Raw genomic sequence first — 16,945 nt, forward strand, 5'->3', positions numbered from 1 at the left:
CGAAACTAATTTAACGTTATTGCTATTCAACGTAGGCCTCAAGGTGATTATTTCAAAATAGCGACAATATCAATGAGTTAAACCTTTCAATTAACTATAATACCCTGCATAATAAATTTAAACGGCCGTTTGAATTTTACCGTTAAATATTCCAATTAGAGATTTTTTATGTCAAAGCCCCTACTCAACTTTGTCCATGCAAATGGCTTTCCAGCAGGTAGTTACCGAACATTTTTAAAAGCATTTTCTTCGAATTATACGACTATTGCACACGAGCAGTTTGGCCATGATGGTAATTATCCAATCCATAACAATTGGCAATATCTGGTCAATGAACTTGTCGATTTCATCAGAAAGCAAGACGAAAAAGTTATCTGTGTCGGTCATTCTTTTGGCGGTGTAATTTCTTTCCTTGCTGCTTGCCGTCACCCTGAGCTGTTTAGGGGCTTAATTATGCTAGATCCTCCAGTGTTTACAGGACGCCTTTATTGGTTAATAAATTTGGCTAAAAAAACCCCTATTATTGATAAGATATCACCCGCAGGAAAAGCAAAAACTCGTCGTCGTCATTGGCCGGTAAATACCAACCTAGTTAATAACTTCGCCCGAAAACAGTTATTTAAAGATTTTGATCCTCGTTGTTTGCAAGATTATGTTGATAGTGCAGTAACCATTAGGAACAAACGCTTAGAATTAACATTTTCTCCTGATGTAGAAGCTGACATCTTTAAACATTTACCATGCAATTTATTTAAGTTTAAAAATAAACTTAACGTTCCTGCCGCGCTGATCTATGGTGAAAAAACCAATGTTATACCGATCCGTTATTTCGAACGTTTCGCAAAACTGAATCAGATAGAACTGAAAATGTTTGAAAATGGTGGGCATATGTTTCCATTAGAACAGCCTGACAAAACCGCAAAGCTAATAGATAAATTGGTCAAGAATTGGTGATAAATTTTTTCAACAATTAGAAAATTTGTTTGTTTTGAATATCACATTGCCGCTTCAGAGCGCTCTATCACTAGATTTAGTGCAAAATAAGGTCAATTTTTAAGAAATATTGAATTCTTTTAAAAAAACTATTGATCTTGCTGTAGAAGTGGTGTTTTATAGTGTTAGTGATTCTGCTTCGCTAATAATTATATATTTTAGTAGTGTTACTTTTTTTAATTATTCAACAAGGAATAAAAACAATGAATAAAAGTGAATTGATTTCAAAAATCGCTGAAGGCGCAGACCTTTCTAAAGCTTCAGCTGGTCGTGCATTAGATACTCTAATCGAATCTGTTACTGCTGAGTTAGCAAGTGGCGGTGACGTTGCACTTGTAGGTTTTGGTACATTTAAAGTTAGCGACCGTGCTGCTCGTACTGGCCGTAACCCACAAACTGGTGCAGAAATTCAAATTGCTGCATCTAAAGCTCCTGGCTTCAAAGCTGGTAAGTCTTTAAAAGATGCTTGTAACAGCTAATTAAAGCTTTTATAAGAAATCTATAAAAACCGCTGAAAAGCGGTTTTTTTGTGCATAAATATTAATAAAACACGACTACGCTCTAAGCGAAAGTGTTACTAATACAACTCCATGATCTGTACTTTCACCATCCCGTTCAAAAATAGGGTTTATAAGATGCCGGTCGTAAGTGTCATACCCGCTTACTTCAAACAAGCTGGTTTGGTAATTCGCATCAAACTCAGATGATAATAAAATATAATCTAAGACTGAGCCTGTAGCACCATAGTAATGCGTAGGCTTGCGATCGATGTGTTGTGTATCGTTATCAGTACTTTGAAATAAATCCCATGCATCATTCAAACAATATTTTTCTAGGTAGGCGTTTACATCAAATGCAGAAGCAAAGCGTAATGTATTGGTTAATAAATGCGTTAGTACACCATCTTGTAAGGTATTATTGAAATCTCCCATTAATATCATTGGCCGACCAGTTTGTTCCCTTTGACTGATCATTTCAGTAAATAACAGCGCCGCTTCACTACCTCGTTGAACAGATGAGCCCCACCCGCCTATCACTTGCGCTTTAAGTTTTTCGATAATATTTTTTTCTGGTGACAATTCAGTGCTTTGTTCATGCTCTATCAATGACCTCTTAGATTTAAAATGCACAACATAGCAATCACAAATGCCTATGTGCGGTAAATCTATACTTGCCCGTAAGACTTTTCGACTAAATGAAAAGTCATTACTAAGACCCATCGCTTGTACCAACTTAGGATCTGCCTGCACAGCGTTTATTTCAGTAATTTCATATTTAGAGGCAATAGCAACTACTGGGCTTTTACAAATAAAGTCATCAAAAACTTCTGCTTGATCAACCACATAAAAGTATGGATAGCCTTGCTCTTGAACTAATTGTTTCAACGGCTCTGGGCTAAACACCTCCTGAAAACCAATAACATCAGGCTCAAATTCAACAAGGTAATCAACGATCCATTTTTGCTTCTTTTGCCATTGCTCACTACTTAAAATTTTTTCGAAGTCGTAAAATGCAAAAGGTGGCTCAAGGTAATTAAACAGGTTAAAGGTGGCTATTTTAATGTTTGAATTTGCGACAAGATTGGAAGAAGCAACCGGTTCAATTGCGTCAATGTTGGTATTTGGCAACCGCTTTCCTTGAAAAATATATTCAACTTTTTAATACCTAAATTATAACTGATTTATGATGTACTTGTTGGCCATTTTCAAATCTCACCTTAAATAATTACCCTATTGATATTTAAAACAAATAAGATATATTAAATAAATTCAAATATTTAACATGTCTAAACGGATATAACATGAAAATTATTAAGTGCTCTTTATTTTCTACCTTACTGTTACCTGCCTTTAGCCCTTATGCATATGCTGATACAGATTTAGTCCAAGAAATTGACTTTGTATCTGCTTTGCCATTGAAGAGAGTTGAGCCTAAATACCCTATAAAGGAAGCCAAAAGTGGCAATGATGGTTGGGTACAATTAAGTTATGTTGTAGAAGCAAACGGCTCTGTATCAAATGTCATCGTTGAAAACTCTTCTGGCAGCAGTTCTTTTGAAAAATCAGCCCGTAGAGCAGTAAAAAAATGGAAATATGAACCCGCTCTAGAAAATGGCGAACCGGTAGAGTCGTGTTTAAATAGGGTGCAATTAGATTTTAAAATGCATACAGCCCCTTCAAAAAAGTTTAATAACGCTTATAAACAGGCCTCTTTGCTTGCAAATGAAAAAACGCTTACGGAATTTAAAGTTAAAATTGATGAACTCGATAAGTTAACTAAAAACTCTAACGAGGTACTTTTCACTGAAATTTTAAAAGCCCAACATGCTGAGTTTAACAATGATAAAAAGTCTCAATTAAAACATTATGAAAACGCGATAATCACTGGGGAACATGCCTTAAAAGATAGTTTCAAGATCAGCTTATATCAAAAGCTCTATTCCCTTTATTTGCATCATAATTTATTTGTTAAGGCTTATGAGTTTTCAGATAAGATTATTGATTCAAACGCATCTGAACAAATCAAAGAAAAATATAAATCACATCGCTTAGAAATTGATAACTTAGTAACTTCAGATAAACACATATCAATTGATGCAAATATTGAGAATAGAGAACATTGGGGTCATTCATTAGTCCGAAATGAGTTTTCAATTACCGATATTGATGGTCACTTGGTAAAACTAGAAATTCGTTGCGCTAATAAACGGAGTGCATACACAATTGAAGATAATGTTTCCTGGAAGATCCCAAGCTCATGGCAAGGTTGTCGAGTTATCGTCTTTGGTGAAGATAATACCCGTTTCAAATTAGTCGAGTTGGCTAAAGAAACTAAAAATGATTTAGTCGCCATCAAATAACAATATCTTAGCCGCATTAAATCAGCTAAAATCCATTGAAATATCTTTAATCGACACTATCAATGGATTTAGCAGTTTTAGCAATTTTTATCCCTACCTTTTTTTTCGTTAGCATTACCCCGGGAATGTGCATGACCCTTGCTCTAACATTGGGTATGAGTATTGGTGTACGCCGTACAATGTGGATGATGATGGGTGAATTATTAGGTGTAGCCTCAGTTGCTGTTGCCGCTGTTTTAGGGGTTGCCGCATTAATGCTTAAACTACCTGAAGTATTCAGCATCTTTAAAATAGTGGGCGCTTTATATCTTGCTTATCTAGGCATACAAATGTGGTTATCTAAAGGTAAAATGGCCATTACCCACAATCGTGAAGCTACACCTACGGTTTCTCGTAAAGGTTTGTTTATGCAAGGGTTAGTTACTGCCATTGCCAATCCTAAAGGTTGGGCATTTATGATTTCATTACTGCCACCTTTTATTAATCCAGAAAACTCTGTAGCGGTGCAATTGAGCTTTTTAGTTGGGGTTATCCTGGTGTCTGAATTTGTTTGTATGATGCTGTATGCTACGGGCGGAAAATCATTAGGTTTGTTATTAGCTAAAGCTGAGAATGTACGCTTGATGAATCGAATTTCAGGAACGTTAATGATGGGCGTCGCGCTTTGGTTAGCACTAAGCTAACGAATACTAAACCGTATAACTTGATCTTGGGATTATTATTGATAACTGACAAAATCAAACAAAAGAGTTTCGATTTTGTCGTTTATTTGTACTTCAACTAACATTGTCCAAATCATTTGCTCTTCAGTACAAGCGCCTATTAATGTATTAGCATGATACGAACCATTGTTTTGCTCAAAAAACAATGGAATTTTTCCCATAAACATATCCTTGCCTTCAATCCACGCCGCTCTGATTTTCATTGGTTGATTAAGTTTTGATTTTAATGAAAAAAATATTTCATTTTCTGACTTTATGATGTTTGGCGATGCGTTTAGTTCAAAAACACCAAAATCACGAGTTTTTAGACAACCTCCGGCGCTAAAGTCACAATAGATTTGACCAGTATTTTGCTTGTTATCAGAATTCAAAAATTGATAACCAAGAAAAACCGAAATTATCAATAAAATTAGAAATATAGGTGTATAAAATTTAATCATAAATGCCATTAAAAAACTGTGAATAATATGTTAAAAAGTTAATGTGCTGTACATAAAAGTTACAATTTGAAACATTTTCTTGATCTAGGTCATATTTTAAAACGATAAGCGTGACAATAGCCCTTGTAAGCTATATTATCGCCCCCGAAAAATAACAAACTATAAAGTGTTGTTTTTTTGAACTATAACTAAGTAGTTACTAAATTTTTTTATGCTTCTGGGTGGATGAGATTTTAGTAGCTATATTCACTCACATCAACTTTATAATTATAAATGTGGAACCTTTAATATGAGTCAAAGCAATCTCACAGAAATGGATTACAACTACAAAGTTGTTCGCCAGTTTACTGTAATGACTGTAATTTGGGGTATTGTTGGTACGGCAGTCGGTGTATTAATCGCAGCTCAGTTAATCTGGCCAGCGCTTAACTTCGAAACTCCGTGGTTAACTTACTCTCGTTTACGTCCTTTACACACCAATGCGGTAATTTTTGCATTTGGTACAAGCGCTCTGTTTGCAACGTCGTACTATGTTGTACAACGTACCTGTAAAACAGCACTATTCGGCGGTAAATTAATCGCTTTCACCTTCTGGGGATGGCAGGCAGTTATCTTATCCGCTGCAATAACTCTTCCTATGGGGCTGACTTCTTCAAAAGAATATGCTGAACTGGAATGGCCAATTGATATTTTAATCACCTTAGTTTGGGTGTCTTATGCAATTGTATTCTTTGGTACCTTATTAAAGCGTAAAACATCGCACATTTATGTTGCAAACTGGTTCTTTGGTGGTTTCATCCTAACCGTTGCTGTTTTACACATTGGTAACTCAATGGTTATTCCATTAACTTGGACAAAATCTTATTCGTTATACCCAGGTGCTATCGATGCGATGATGCAATGGTGGTACGGACATAATGCCGTTGGCTTCCTACTTACAGCAGGTTTCCTAGGTATGATGTACTACTTTGTACCAAAACAAGCTGAACGCCCTGTTTACTCTTACCGTTTATCAATCGTTCACTTCTGGGCACTTGTATCATTATACATTTGGGCCGGCCCTCATCATTTACACTACACAGCGCTTCCAGACTGGACGCAAAGTGTTGGTATGGTAATGTCTATCGTATTATTCCTACCTTCATGGGGTGGTATGATCAACGGTATTATGACGTTATCGGGTGCATGGCATAAACTTCGCCATGATCCAATCTTACGTTTCTTGATTGTTTCTCTGTCTTTCTACGGTATGTCTACGTTCGAAGGGCCAATGATGGCAATTAAATCTGTAAACGCATTATCTCATTACACCGACTGGACAGTTGGCCACGTACACTCTGGTGCTCTAGGTTGGGTTGCGATGGTTTCAATAGGTGCAATGTACCACTTGATCCCTGTGTTATTTAACCAAGGTCGTATGTACAGCATTAAATTAATCAATGTACACTTCTGGTTACACACAACGGGTATTGTTTTATACATCGTCGCAATGTGGATTTCAGGTGTAATGCAAGGTTTGATGTGGCGTGCGGTTAACACTGACGGTACGTTGACTTACAGCTTCGTTGAAAGTTTACAAGCTTCATACCCATTCTACTTCATCCGTTTTGTTGGTGGTGTATTAGTGGTAGCTGGTTTCCTATTAATGGCTTACAACATGTTCAAAACTATTGGTGCTAAAGACAATAGTTTAGAAAAACAAGAAGTAATGGCTTAAGGAGAACCCCATGCAAAATAAACATGAAAAAGTAGAAAAACACTTAGGCTGGTTCTTCACTATGACTATTGCTGCTATCAGTATTGGTGGTTTAGTTGAAATAACACCTTTGTTTTTCCAAAAAGAAACTACGACACCCGTTGAAAGTCTACGCCCTTATACGGCATTAGAAATGGAAGGTCGTGACATTTACATCCGTGAAGGTTGTAACAACTGTCACTCACAAATGATCCGTCCTTTGCGTGCTGAGACTGAACGTTACGGCCACTATTCTGTAGCTGGTGAGTCAGTTTGGGAACATCCATTTTTATGGGGTTCTAAGCGTACTGGTCCAGATTTGGCTCGTGTTGGTCAACGTTATTCAGATGATTGGCATTATGCTCATTTAATGGATCCACGTTCAGTAGTTCCTGAATCAAATATGCCATCTTATTCTTGGTTAGCTGAAACGCCAGCGTCAAATGAGTTATCAGCCAGAAAGATGGAAATTTTTAACATGCTTACAAAAAATCGTAGCCATAAAGATGCTGATGGTAACCCTATCCCTCTTTATTCTGAAGACGATATTGCTAACGCAGGTTCAGAGTTTAAAACGACGAAAAGTATTACTGGTAAGAATGGTCTAACTGAAATGGACGCTCTTATCGCATATTTACAATCACTTGGTCATGCGTTGAAATAATTATGGATATTGGCTTATTAAGAGGCATTTTTACGGTATTAATCTTCGTACTATTTATCATCATAGTACTGTGGGCTTATAACAAAAATCGTAAATCATCGTTTGATGAAGCTGCTAATTCTATTTTTGACGAAAACGAAAATAAAAACGACAAAGTGAATAAGAACAAAGGAGACGATTAATGTCTACATTTTGGACTGTATGGATATCTGTTTTAACACTTGGCACCTTAGTAGGTTGCTGGATACTATTACGTTGGTGTTTAACAAACTTTGCTGGTGTTCCTGAAGGGGAATCGATGGGCCATGAGTTTGACGGTATCGAAGAATTAAACAACCCTCTTCCTAAGTGGTGGAGCACGTTCTTTTTAGTTACTATTATTTGGGGTTTCGGCTACTTAGCTTTATACCCTGGTTTAGGTAGCTATCAAGGGTTATTTGGTTGGAAAAGTTCAAACCAAGACGTAACAAGCCTTGCTGACTCAAAAGCTCAAGTTGCTAGTGCAAAAGAAGCTGGTTTAGCGGTTCAGTATGACCGTGAGATTGAAAGAGCAAATGCTAAGTTTGGTCCTATTTTTGCAGAATTTGCTAAACAAGACGTTGAATCATTAAGTAAAGACAAAAAAGCGCTGAAAATTGGCCAACGTTTGTTTTTACAAAACTGTTCACAATGTCACGGTAGTGATGCCAAAGGTACAACCGGCTTTCCTAACCTAGTTGATAATGACTGGTTATACGGCGGCGATGGCGAAACGATTGAGCAATCAATTTTGCATGGTCGTAAAGCACAAGGCATGATCGCATGGGAAACTATGGTTGGTGGCGAAGAAGGTGTTAAAGAAGTTGCGGCTTACGTACTTTCTCTTAACCCAGAGCGCGCAGCTAAAGTAGACTCTGCATTAGCCGCTAAAGGCGAAGCAAAGTTTGCTATGTGTGCAGCATGTCACGGTGCTGATGGTACAGGTAGTACTGCAATGGGTATCCCATTAGGCGCTCCTAATCTTACCGACAATGTATGGTTATACGGTGGCTCTGAACGTGCTGTTCAGCAATCCATTGCCAATGGCCGTGCTGGTGTGATGCCTGCTTGGAAAGATATTCTAGGTGAAGATAAGGTACGTGTAATTAGTGCGTACGTTTATAGCTTATCTAACCAAGAGTAACTAAACTGCTTTCAACAAAACCCTGGATGGCATTGCTAGACAGGGTTTTGTTTTTTCTGTATAAACCCTGAGTTTTTATTTGTTTACGCTGTAAAATATAGCATAAACAAATAACAATTTACTTAATGTAACACCCTCTTTTTTGTTTCTTAATGAAGCGTTAACATGGTCACTTACACAACAGAGAACTTTTAAATGCAAACACCTTGGTATAAAGAGCCGTGGGCTTATCTAGTCTTTGGTCTTCCGTTAATTTCAGTATTCGTCGGTACTACCGTCTTTTTTGTTGCTCAAAACAATGCCGACACCGTTGTAGTTGATGATTACTATAAAAAGGGCAAAAGCATTAATCAGGACATTCGTAAATACAAACTGGCGCAAAAGCTAGGCATTCGCTTTGATATGCAAGTGACGAATAATGAAATTATTTTAATTCCAACAGGCATTGAAAAAACATTCCCGGTTCTTAACGTAAATTTCTACCATGTGACCATGGCTGAACGTGACTTTTCAGTGAAATTAACGCCTGACGGTAAAGGTTGGATGCGTCAAAGTTTTGACCAAAACGTACAAGGGAAATGGCGTGTATTGGTAACTCCTTTTGATAGTGAGTGGAAAATGCAAACTACGGTTGCCCTGCCTCAGTCGCAATTTACCGAGTTTGAATTACAATTTTAATGAATAAACCACTAAAATGAACAATCCAAACTGTTTTCATTGTGGCGAAATAATCCCAACGGGTCTTTCGTTATCAGTTGTCATTGACGACAAAGCTCGAGATATGTGCTGTATTGGTTGTCAGGCTGTCGCAAGCGCAATCGTAGACAACAATCTTGTAGACTATTACCGATTTCGTAGTGAAAAAGGTAATAAAGTTGACGCTCAAGTCCCTGATGCCTTGCTCAATAACCAGTTTATTGACGATGAAAACCTACAGAATGAATTCACCTTCGACGTTGATAATTGTAAAGAAACCATACTGTCTATCGATGGTATGTCTTGTGCAGCATGTGCTTGGTTAATAGAAAAGCAATTATCACAAAAACCTGGCATCGCTAAAATACAAGTTAACGCGACAACACAACGAGCCACTGTTACTTGGCAAAATGACGCTATCAAACTCAGTGATATTTTAACCGCGATTCATCAAATTGGATATCAAGCGTTACCATTTAAGGCTAACTTAGCCGAACAGCGCAATAAACAACAATCGAAAGCGTTTGTTCGTCGTCTTGGCGTATCCGGTATTTTAACCATGCAGGTCATGATGATTGCCTTCGGTTTGTATTTTGGCGCATTTAGTGACTTAGCAGAGCATAATTTGGCCTATTTACGTGGGACGAGCTTTGTTCTCACCCTACCCATTGTTACCTTCGGCGCATTTCCATTTTACACGGGAGCCATTTCAGCATTAAAAGCCCGTCGGTTATCAATGGATGTTCCGGTGTCTATTGCAATTATACTGGCGTTTTGTGCCAGTACTTGGGCAACATTCACACGCTCAGGTGAAGTGTACTTTGAGTCGTTAGCAATGTTCACTTTTTTATTGCTGATCGGTAAATATCTAGAGTTTAGAGCGCGGGCAAAAGCTGCAGAGGTATCAGCTAACCTGTTGAAGCTTATGCCATTAACCGCAACAAAACTTGTTATTGTTGATCAACAAGAGCAAGAACAGGTGGTCAGTGCCAAGCAATTAGAGTTAAACGATATAGTCATTGTTAAACCCGGTGAAACTATTCCAGGAGATGGAATAATTTTATCAGGTAAGTCTAGTGTCAACGAAGCCATGCTTACCGGTGAACATTCCCCTGTGCAAAAAGCTAAAGGGTCTACAGTATTTGCCGGTACGGTAAACAGTGATGGCAATTTAACCATAGAAATTGTTAAAACTAATTCTGATAGTTTCCTTACCAATTTGATCCGCCTAAGTGAATCAGCACAAGCTCATAAACCAGCCATCGCGAAACTCTCCGACCGTATTGCACAATACTTTGTCGCATTAATATTGTTAACCGCAATAGGTACATCGATTTATTGGACGATGCACTCTCCAGAAGAGGCGTTTTGGATAACACTTTCAGTATTAGTTGCTACATGTCCTTGTGCCCTGTCACTGGCCACCCCAACCGCGTTAACGTGTGGCACAATCAGATTAAACAAAGACGGCATCATGATCAAAAATGCCCACGTGTTAGAAACTATGCCTAAAATAGACTGTATAGCTTTTGATAAAACAGGCACGTTAACCAACGGCGAATTTGCCATTACAGATATTGTTTTACTTAACAAACAATATGACCGAGACAGTATCTTAGCAATAGCTGCAGCATTAGAAGCACATTCTGAACATCCATTAGCGAAAGCATTTAATGAATATCGAAACCACGATGTCAATGTAAAAGATGTTGAAGTGGTTCCCGGTTGCGGCGTTAAAGGCTCTAAAGATGGTCACCAAATATGCATTGGTAAAGTGAGCTGGATTGAACAATTTACACCTATAGATGACAGCCATCATAAGGCACAATGTTTATTAACGGTAGATAACATTCTAATAGCAACGTTTTATATGCAAGATACATTACGAGTTAATACCAAAACAGTCATAAATGACATGCGTTTAGCAAACATTGAAACACTGTTGATCAGTGGTGATAATAAAGCTGGGGTTGATGCGTTTAATCAACAGGTACAACTTGATCAATCCTTTGATACATGTAGTGCCAATGACAAACTAACCATATTGGCTGATAAACAAGAAGCAGGTAAGACTGTAGCTATGGTTGGCGACGGGGTAAATGACTCCCCTGTTTTCGCACAAGCCCATGTATCTATTGCAATGGGGAGCGGTACGGAAATAGCCAAAAGTGGTGCCGATGTTATTTTATTGAATAATCATTTATCAAGCTTATTAAGACTTAAACACATAGCCACTAAAACGTCTAATATTGTAAAGCAAAATTTTGGTTGGGCATTTGCTTACAACGCTATTATTTTACCACTGGCTGTTTGTGGTTTTATCACCCCTTATATGGCAGTATTAGGAATGTCAGCAAGTTCAATAATTGTTGTCACTAATTCATTAAGATTATTAAAGTAGTGATTCTATGAGCGTTATTTACATCCTTATTCCTATTGCCATCATTTTTACAGCGATAGCTATTTATTTATTTTTTTGGGCAGTAAAAACAGAACAGTTTGACGATCTAGAAAAACAGGGAATGAGTATTTTATTTGATGATGAACCTACAACTGATAAAACAAAACCTACCAAAAGCGAAACAACTAAATCGAACGATGAACACACCCCAAGTAACACTGATCAGTAACTACTTATGGAATTAGATTTTTTATCTGCGTTTCTAATTGGTATTGCTGGCGCAGGACACTGTGTTGCCATGTGTGGCGGCATAACAACAATGCTAACAGCGTCAATCGAAGACAAATCAAAAGCCAATATCAGTCTTATCTTAGCCTACAATTTTGGCCGAATTAGCGCTTATACTTTTGCTGGAGCCATTGCTGGTTTAACGGGTTCCCTCGCTGCTAAATCGCTAGGCTTTCCTATTTTATGGTTAAAGGTTATTGCCGCGTTATTTGTTATATTTTTAGGGCTTTATATCGCAAAATGGTCGTTCGCTTTAGCAAAAGTAGAAAATATAGGCAAAATGTTATGGAGGTATCTACAGCCTCTGAGTAAGAAATTTATACCCGTTACCAATATAAAGCAGTCATTAATGTTAGGAGTGGTTTGGGGTTGGCTACCATGTGGATTAGTTTATTCGACCCTTACTTGGTCCATCGCCAGTGCGTCTTGGTACAACGGTGCATTAATCATGTTTGCATTTGGTTTAGGAACACTGCCAGCTTTACTTACCCTGTCATCTGGCTTTAAATTTGTAACTAAAACGTTACAATCTGTTTTAATTCGTAAATTAACAGCAATTTTACTGATTATTTACGGTACATTTTCGTTATATATTGCCCTAAATCAAATATTTTAGTACTCTTCATCCAACAGAATTAAGATGTAGATTGTAAAGAAATATGCCTCAAATAATACCCATTGCAAATAATATTAAATGTCAGAACTGTAGTATCAGTGAACTATGTTTACCATTTAGTTTAAATGAAACAGAACTGAATTTACTTGACGATATTATTCAACGTAAAAAGCCAGTGCAAAAAAACACCCAAATTTTTAAAGCAGGTGAAGAATTGCATACCCTTTATGCTATTCGCTCGGGCACGTTCAAAACATTTATTATTTCTGAACAAGGTGAAGAACAAATTACCGGGTTTCATTTGGCCGGTGATTTAATGGGTTTTGATGCTCTTTCAGATAAAAGCCATCCTAGCTTCGCTAAGGCATTAGAGACGTCAATGGTGTGTGAAATACCGTTTGAAGTACTTGATACCCTTTCAAGCAAAATTCCTAAACTTAAAGCTCAGATGATGAGCTTAATGAGTTCAGAAATACAATGTAGCAGTGAAATGTTACTGCTATTAAACCGTAAAAATGCGGAAGAAAAATTAGCAACATTCCTTGCTAACTACGGACGTAGGTTAGGAAGTCGTCATTTATCTTCGGTTGAATTTAACTTACCGATGACCCGAAGTGAAATAGGAAATTATATTGGTTTAACCATTGAAACAATTTCTCGTTTAATGACTCGCTTTCAAAAGGAAGGTTTGATCAAAGTAGAGAATAAATTCATTACCATATTAGACAAAGATGGCTTATTTGAATTAGCCGGTTATAGCAAATAAACAAATTTCCAACTCTACTTGCCGCGTTGATTTATATTTGATTTAAATCAACGCGTTAATAAACTTTTCACAATTCCCCATAAATATTCAATAACATATTTGTAACAATCGCCAGTTCATATTAAGCTTATATCAGCTTAATAATATTTATATTGGTGAACGTATGGAAAGTTATCAGAATATATTAGTCGTTATCGATCCAACAACTGAAGAGCAAAAAGCACTGGCAAGAGCATGTATTTTAGCCAAAAGTTCAGGTGCTAAGGTCACTGCGTTTTTATCTATTTATGACTTTTCCTATGAAATGACTACCATGCTGTCCGGTGAAGAGCGTGAAGCAATGCGTGAAACTGTGGTTAAGGGTAGAGCCAATTGGTTAACTGATCTGATAGAAGACTTTGATTGTGACATCCAAACTAAAGTGGTGTGGCATAACCGCCCATTTGAAGCAATTCTTGATGAAGTAAAAGACAATGGCTTTGATGTTGTTATTAAAAGCACCCATGAGCACCCCACTTTACAATCCGTAATATTTACCCCGACCGACTGGCACTTGATTCGTAAATGCTGGGTACCATTATTATTAGTAAAAGAACACGCGTGGCCTGATAATGGTCATATTTTAGCAGCAGTGAATGCCGGTAGTGAAGAAGAAGAGCACCAGTCATTAAACAACAAGATTTCTGAAGAGGCTATCAACCTGGCTAAACTGATTAATGCTGATGTACATTTTGTTAATTCTTACCCTGGCACCCCGATAAACATCGCCATAGAAATTCCAGAATTTGATGCCAATGAATACAATGATGCGATGAAACAACATCATGTGGATGTCATGAAAGAGCATGCTGATAAATTTGGCATGAAGGAGGAATTTCTTCATGTAGAAGAAGGGTTACCTGAAGATGTCATTGAAAAAGTTGCAACACAAATAGACGCAGAATTGGTGATCTTAGGGACTATTGGCCGTACAGGCTTGTCGGCAGTACTTATTGGTAATACTGCGGAACACGTGATTGACCGTTTAAACTGTGATTTATTAGCTTTAAAACCTGACGGCTATCAATCGCCATTTCTAAAATAAAATTAAATTGATTGATTTACTGCTTATAAAGCATTAATCGCTAATTTATTAAAGCTTTTAACTTATGTATAATGCGCGCCTTAAAGTAAACTATACGGTGCGCAACATGTCATTACAGACCCCGAATACTCCATCAAACGTTACTGACGTTAAAATTGCAAAGCAACAGCAAGCAAAACTTGAGAAACGTTTTCGTCATCATGTGGGTAAAGCAATAAGCGATTACAACATGATAGAAAATGGTGACAAGATCATGGTGTGTTTATCTGGCGGTGCCGATAGTTATACCATGCTGGATATATTACTCAAACTTAAAGCCTCTGCACCAATCCATTTTGATATCGTAGCGGTTAATTTAGATCAAAAACAACCGGGCTTTCCAGAGCATATATTACCAACATATCTTAAAGAGTTAGGTGTTGAATACCATATAATCGAAGAAGACACCTATTCTATTGTTATGGATAAAATTCCAGAAGGGAAAACCACCTGCAGCCTTTGTTCACGCTTACGCAGAGGGATTTTATACAGCACTGCAAAGCGTTTAAAGGTTACTAAAATAGCATTGGGTCATCACCGTGATGATATGATTGAAACACTTTTACTGAACATGTTTTTTAATGGTAAAACCAAAACCATGCCTGCAAAGCTTGTATCAGATAATGGCGAACATGTAGTAATTCGACCACTTGCTTATTGTAAAGAAAAAGAAATAAAACAGTACTCCGGATTAAAACAGTTTCCAATTATTCCATGTAACTTATGTGGCAGTCAGCCAAACTTGCAAAGACAGAATGTTAAAGCCATGCTGAAAGACTGGGATATTAAATTTCCAGGACGTGCCGAATCTATTTTCACCGCATTACAAAATGTCGTACCTTCTCATTTAGCAGATCATCAATTATTCGACTTTAAGAATGTTGATTTAAATACAGGTGTTGTAAATGGCGGCGACATTGCTTTTGATAAAGAAGAAATAACACCCGCAACGAGTTTTGTTCAGCCTAAGTTTGAGCAAGGTGACCTTGTAAATTTTACAGAAATTAAATAACCCAATTACTTTTAAATTCGTTTTTTTTGATTTTAACTGCTATCTATTAGTAATAAATATAAAAAATAACAATACGTTAGACAAAATATACTGAGGAAAACTTGCATGTTTGAAAAATTATTTAAGCTTGTAGAACATGGTACAAATACAAAACGTGAAATCATGGCTGGTTTCACCACATTCTTAACCATGGGTTACATCATCTTTGTTAATCCTAGCATGCTGGCAATGACAGGTATGGATCATGGAGCAGTATTTGTTGCTACGTGTTTAGCTGCGGCTATTGGTTGTTTCATAATGGGCTTTTATGCCAACTATCCTATCGCATTAGCACCTGGTATGGGATTAAACGCATTCTTTACGTTTACTGTGGTTATGGAGCTTGGATACACTTGGAATGTTGCCTTAGGGGGCGTATTCATCTCAGGGGTGATTTTTACCATATTAAGTATATTTAAAGTTCGAGAATGGATTATAAACTCGATCCCCCATGCACTAAGGTTTGGTATTGCCGCAGGTATCGGTATGTTTTTGGCGTTAATTGCGTTAAAGAATTCAGGAATTATTGTCGCAAGCCCTGCAACGTTAGTTACATTAGGTGATATTACTTCATTCGGTCCGATGATGGCTGTATTAGGCTTGTTTCTTATCGTTGGCTTAGTTAGCTTGAACGTTAATGGAGCAGTAATGATCGCAATTCTTGTGATCACTACCCTTGGCCTTATGTTTGGCGATGTAACCTATTCGGGTATCATGTCAATGCCACCTTCACTTGCGCCGACTCTAGCTCAACTAGATATATCAGGTGCATTGGAAGTTGGTATGATCAGCGTTATTTTCGCGTTTTTGTTTGTCGACTTATTTGATACCTCAGGCACACTAATTGCCGTAGCCCATCGAGGTAACTTGCTCGATGACGACGGTAACCTGCCACGCTTGAAAAAAGCCTTGTTAGCTGACTCAACAGCGACAATTGCAGGTTCTATGTTAGGGACATCGACAACGACGAGTTATGTTGAAAGTACAGCTGGTGTTGCAGCAGGTGGTCGAACAGGCTTAACGGCGGTAACGGTAGGCGTATTATTTATAGCAGCCCTATTCTTCTCGCCATTAGCTGGAATGATCCCAGCCTACGCAACAGCAGGTGCTTTATTCTTTGTTGGCGTATTAATGCTTGGCGGTTTGGTCCATGTAAAATGGGATGATTTAATGGATGCCGTACCTGTCGCTGTTATCTTGATCACGATGCCACTAACATTCTCAATCGCTGACGGAATTGCCTTCGGTTTCATCAGTTACGCTGCGGTTCGAGTATTCAGTGGCCGCTTTTCCGACATTAACCCGAGTGTTTGGTTTTTAGCTGCATTGTTTGTTGCTAAATTTGCCTTCATGTAATTCTATTTAGGCAAGCATAAGGCCTGTTTAAAAGGGTCTGCTTGCCGCCATTAAATTATTTAAAATAATCAT

18 protein-coding genes are annotated in these 16,945 nt (G+C 37.7%); 16 read left to right on the plus strand and 2 right to left on the minus strand.

Annotation, left to right across the window (positions count from 1 at the left end; translation table 11 throughout):
* Positions 1-168: 168 nt before the first annotated feature.
* Both RI845_RS10130 and RI845_RS10135 read left to right on the plus strand, forming a co-directional pair.
* Positions 169-954 (plus strand): alpha/beta fold hydrolase, encoded by a 786-nt coding sequence (locus RI845_RS10130; protein WP_348386061.1) that lies wholly within the window; start codon positions 169-171, stop codon positions 952-954.
* A gap of 242 nt (positions 955-1,196) precedes the next feature.
* Positions 1,197-1,472, plus strand: coding sequence for an HU family DNA-binding protein (locus tag RI845_RS10135; protein WP_348386062.1), 276 nt, complete (start codon positions 1,197-1,199; stop codon positions 1,470-1,472).
* A gap of 75 nt (positions 1,473-1,547) precedes the next feature.
* Here the strand turns inward: RI845_RS10135 and RI845_RS10140 are convergent, their stop codons facing one another.
* Positions 1,548-2,621 carry an endonuclease/exonuclease/phosphatase family protein gene (locus tag RI845_RS10140; protein WP_348386063.1) on the minus strand — a complete coding sequence of 358 codons (1,074 nt, stop codon included), beginning with the start codon at positions 2,619-2,621 and terminating at the stop codon, positions 1,548-1,550.
* A 173-nt stretch (positions 2,622-2,794) separates the two neighbouring features.
* Here RI845_RS10140 and RI845_RS10145 point away from each other — a divergent pair, with 173 nt between their 5' ends.
* Both RI845_RS10145 and RI845_RS10150 read left to right on the plus strand, forming a co-directional pair.
* On the plus strand, positions 2,795-3,853 hold the full coding sequence (locus tag RI845_RS10145; RefSeq protein WP_348386064.1) for an energy transducer TonB: 1,059 nt from the start codon (positions 2,795-2,797) through the stop codon (positions 3,851-3,853).
* Positions 3,854-3,915: 62 nt separating this feature from the next.
* Positions 3,916-4,536 carry a LysE family translocator gene (locus RI845_RS10150; RefSeq protein WP_348386065.1) on the plus strand — a complete coding sequence of 207 codons (621 nt, stop codon included), beginning with the start codon at positions 3,916-3,918 and terminating at the stop codon, positions 4,534-4,536.
* A gap of 35 nt (positions 4,537-4,571) precedes the next feature.
* Here the strand turns inward: RI845_RS10150 and RI845_RS10155 are convergent, their stop codons facing one another.
* Positions 4,572-4,946, minus strand: a complete 375-nt coding sequence (locus tag RI845_RS10155) for a hypothetical protein (RefSeq protein ID WP_348386066.1) — start codon at positions 4,944-4,946, stop codon at positions 4,572-4,574.
* A 358-nt stretch (positions 4,947-5,304) separates the two neighbouring features.
* Here RI845_RS10155 and ccoN point away from each other — a divergent pair, with 358 nt between their 5' ends.
* The 12 genes from ccoN (at position 5,305) to RI845_RS10215 (ending at position 16,873) form a co-directional block, all read left to right on the plus strand.
* The gene (gene ccoN, locus RI845_RS10160; protein ID WP_348386067.1) at positions 5,305-6,732 is read left to right on the plus strand and encodes a cytochrome-c oxidase, cbb3-type subunit I; all 1,428 of its coding nucleotides are present in this window, start codon (positions 5,305-5,307) and stop codon (positions 6,730-6,732) included.
* Between the two features lie 10 nt (positions 6,733-6,742).
* Complete coding sequence (ccoO, locus tag RI845_RS10165) at positions 6,743-7,414, plus strand: cytochrome-c oxidase, cbb3-type subunit II (RefSeq protein ID WP_348386068.1); 672 nt, start codon at positions 6,743-6,745, stop codon at positions 7,412-7,414.
* A gap of 2 nt (positions 7,415-7,416) precedes the next feature.
* A complete protein-coding gene (locus RI845_RS10170; RefSeq protein ID WP_348386069.1) occupies positions 7,417-7,596 on the plus strand; it encodes a cbb3-type cytochrome oxidase subunit 3 in 180 nt (59 codons plus the stop codon).
* Positions 7,596-8,576, plus strand: coding sequence for a cytochrome-c oxidase, cbb3-type subunit III (ccoP, locus tag RI845_RS10175; protein WP_348386070.1), 981 nt, complete (start codon positions 7,596-7,598; stop codon positions 8,574-8,576). The genes RI845_RS10170 and ccoP overlap by 1 nt, the downstream gene beginning before the upstream one ends.
* 195 nt (positions 8,577-8,771) lie before the next feature.
* Positions 8,772-9,254 (plus strand): FixH family protein, encoded by a 483-nt coding sequence (locus RI845_RS10180; RefSeq protein ID WP_348386071.1) that lies wholly within the window; start codon positions 8,772-8,774, stop codon positions 9,252-9,254.
* Between the two features lie 16 nt (positions 9,255-9,270).
* Positions 9,271-11,673: a heavy metal translocating P-type ATPase gene (locus RI845_RS10185; RefSeq protein WP_348386072.1), complete on the plus strand. Its 2,403-nt coding sequence runs from the start codon at positions 9,271-9,273 to the stop codon at positions 11,671-11,673.
* A gap of 7 nt (positions 11,674-11,680) precedes the next feature.
* Complete coding sequence (ccoS, locus tag RI845_RS10190) at positions 11,681-11,902, plus strand: cbb3-type cytochrome oxidase assembly protein CcoS (protein WP_348386073.1); 222 nt, start codon at positions 11,681-11,683, stop codon at positions 11,900-11,902.
* A 6-nt stretch (positions 11,903-11,908) separates the two neighbouring features.
* On the plus strand, positions 11,909-12,577 hold the full coding sequence (locus tag RI845_RS10195; RefSeq protein WP_348386074.1) for a sulfite exporter TauE/SafE family protein: 669 nt from the start codon (positions 11,909-11,911) through the stop codon (positions 12,575-12,577).
* 43 nt (positions 12,578-12,620) lie between these two features.
* Positions 12,621-13,343, plus strand: a complete 723-nt coding sequence (gene fnr / locus RI845_RS10200; RefSeq protein ID WP_348386075.1) for a fumarate/nitrate reduction transcriptional regulator Fnr — start codon at positions 12,621-12,623, stop codon at positions 13,341-13,343.
* A 163-nt stretch (positions 13,344-13,506) separates the two neighbouring features.
* Complete coding sequence (gene uspE, locus RI845_RS10205; RefSeq protein WP_348386076.1) at positions 13,507-14,427, plus strand: universal stress protein UspE; 921 nt, start codon at positions 13,507-13,509, stop codon at positions 14,425-14,427.
* A 106-nt stretch (positions 14,428-14,533) separates the two neighbouring features.
* Positions 14,534-15,478 carry a tRNA 2-thiocytidine(32) synthetase TtcA gene (gene ttcA, locus RI845_RS10210; RefSeq protein WP_348386077.1) on the plus strand — a complete coding sequence of 315 codons (945 nt, stop codon included), beginning with the start codon at positions 14,534-14,536 and terminating at the stop codon, positions 15,476-15,478.
* 105 nt (positions 15,479-15,583) lie between these two features.
* The gene (locus RI845_RS10215) at positions 15,584-16,873 is read left to right on the plus strand and encodes an NCS2 family permease (protein ID WP_348386078.1); all 1,290 of its coding nucleotides are present in this window, start codon (positions 15,584-15,586) and stop codon (positions 16,871-16,873) included.
* Positions 16,874-16,945: the final 72 nt, after the last annotated feature.

This window comes from Thalassotalea nanhaiensis, from assembly GCF_031583575.1.
Taxonomy (GTDB): Bacteria; Pseudomonadota; Gammaproteobacteria; order Enterobacterales; family Alteromonadaceae; genus Thalassotalea_A; species Thalassotalea_A nanhaiensis.

Excerpts from the sequence above, each read along its gene's own strand:
- fnr (WP_348386075.1), top strand. The coding sequence starts at position 12,621 with ATGCCTCAAATAATACCCATTGCAAATAATATTAAATGTCAGAACTGT.
- ttcA (WP_348386077.1), top strand. The coding sequence starts at position 14,534 with ATGTCATTACAGACCCCGAATACTCCATCAAACGTTACTGACGTTAAA.
- RI845_RS10150 (WP_348386065.1), top strand. The coding sequence starts at position 3,916 with ATGGATTTAGCAGTTTTAGCAATTTTTATCCCTACCTTTTTTTTCGTT.
- RI845_RS10170 (WP_348386069.1), top strand. The coding sequence starts at position 7,417 with ATGGATATTGGCTTATTAAGAGGCATTTTTACGGTATTAATCTTCGTA.
- RI845_RS10135 (WP_348386062.1), top strand. The coding sequence starts at position 1,197 with ATGAATAAAAGTGAATTGATTTCAAAAATCGCTGAAGGCGCAGACCTT.
- uspE (WP_348386076.1), top strand. The coding sequence starts at position 13,507 with ATGGAAAGTTATCAGAATATATTAGTCGTTATCGATCCAACAACTGAA.
- ccoS (WP_348386073.1), top strand. The coding sequence starts at position 11,681 with ATGAGCGTTATTTACATCCTTATTCCTATTGCCATCATTTTTACAGCG.
- ccoP (WP_348386070.1), top strand. The coding sequence starts at position 7,596 with ATGTCTACATTTTGGACTGTATGGATATCTGTTTTAACACTTGGCACC.
- RI845_RS10195 (WP_348386074.1), top strand. The coding sequence starts at position 11,909 with ATGGAATTAGATTTTTTATCTGCGTTTCTAATTGGTATTGCTGGCGCA.
- RI845_RS10215 (WP_348386078.1), top strand. The coding sequence starts at position 15,584 with ATGTTTGAAAAATTATTTAAGCTTGTAGAACATGGTACAAATACAAAA.
- RI845_RS10145 (WP_348386064.1), top strand. The coding sequence starts at position 2,795 with ATGAAAATTATTAAGTGCTCTTTATTTTCTACCTTACTGTTACCTGCC.
- ccoN (WP_348386067.1), top strand. The coding sequence starts at position 5,305 with ATGAGTCAAAGCAATCTCACAGAAATGGATTACAACTACAAAGTTGTT.
- RI845_RS10130 (WP_348386061.1), top strand. The coding sequence starts at position 169 with ATGTCAAAGCCCCTACTCAACTTTGTCCATGCAAATGGCTTTCCAGCA.
- ccoO (WP_348386068.1), top strand. The coding sequence starts at position 6,743 with ATGCAAAATAAACATGAAAAAGTAGAAAAACACTTAGGCTGGTTCTTC.
- RI845_RS10180 (WP_348386071.1), top strand. The coding sequence starts at position 8,772 with ATGCAAACACCTTGGTATAAAGAGCCGTGGGCTTATCTAGTCTTTGGT.
- RI845_RS10185 (WP_348386072.1), top strand. The coding sequence starts at position 9,271 with ATGAACAATCCAAACTGTTTTCATTGTGGCGAAATAATCCCAACGGGT.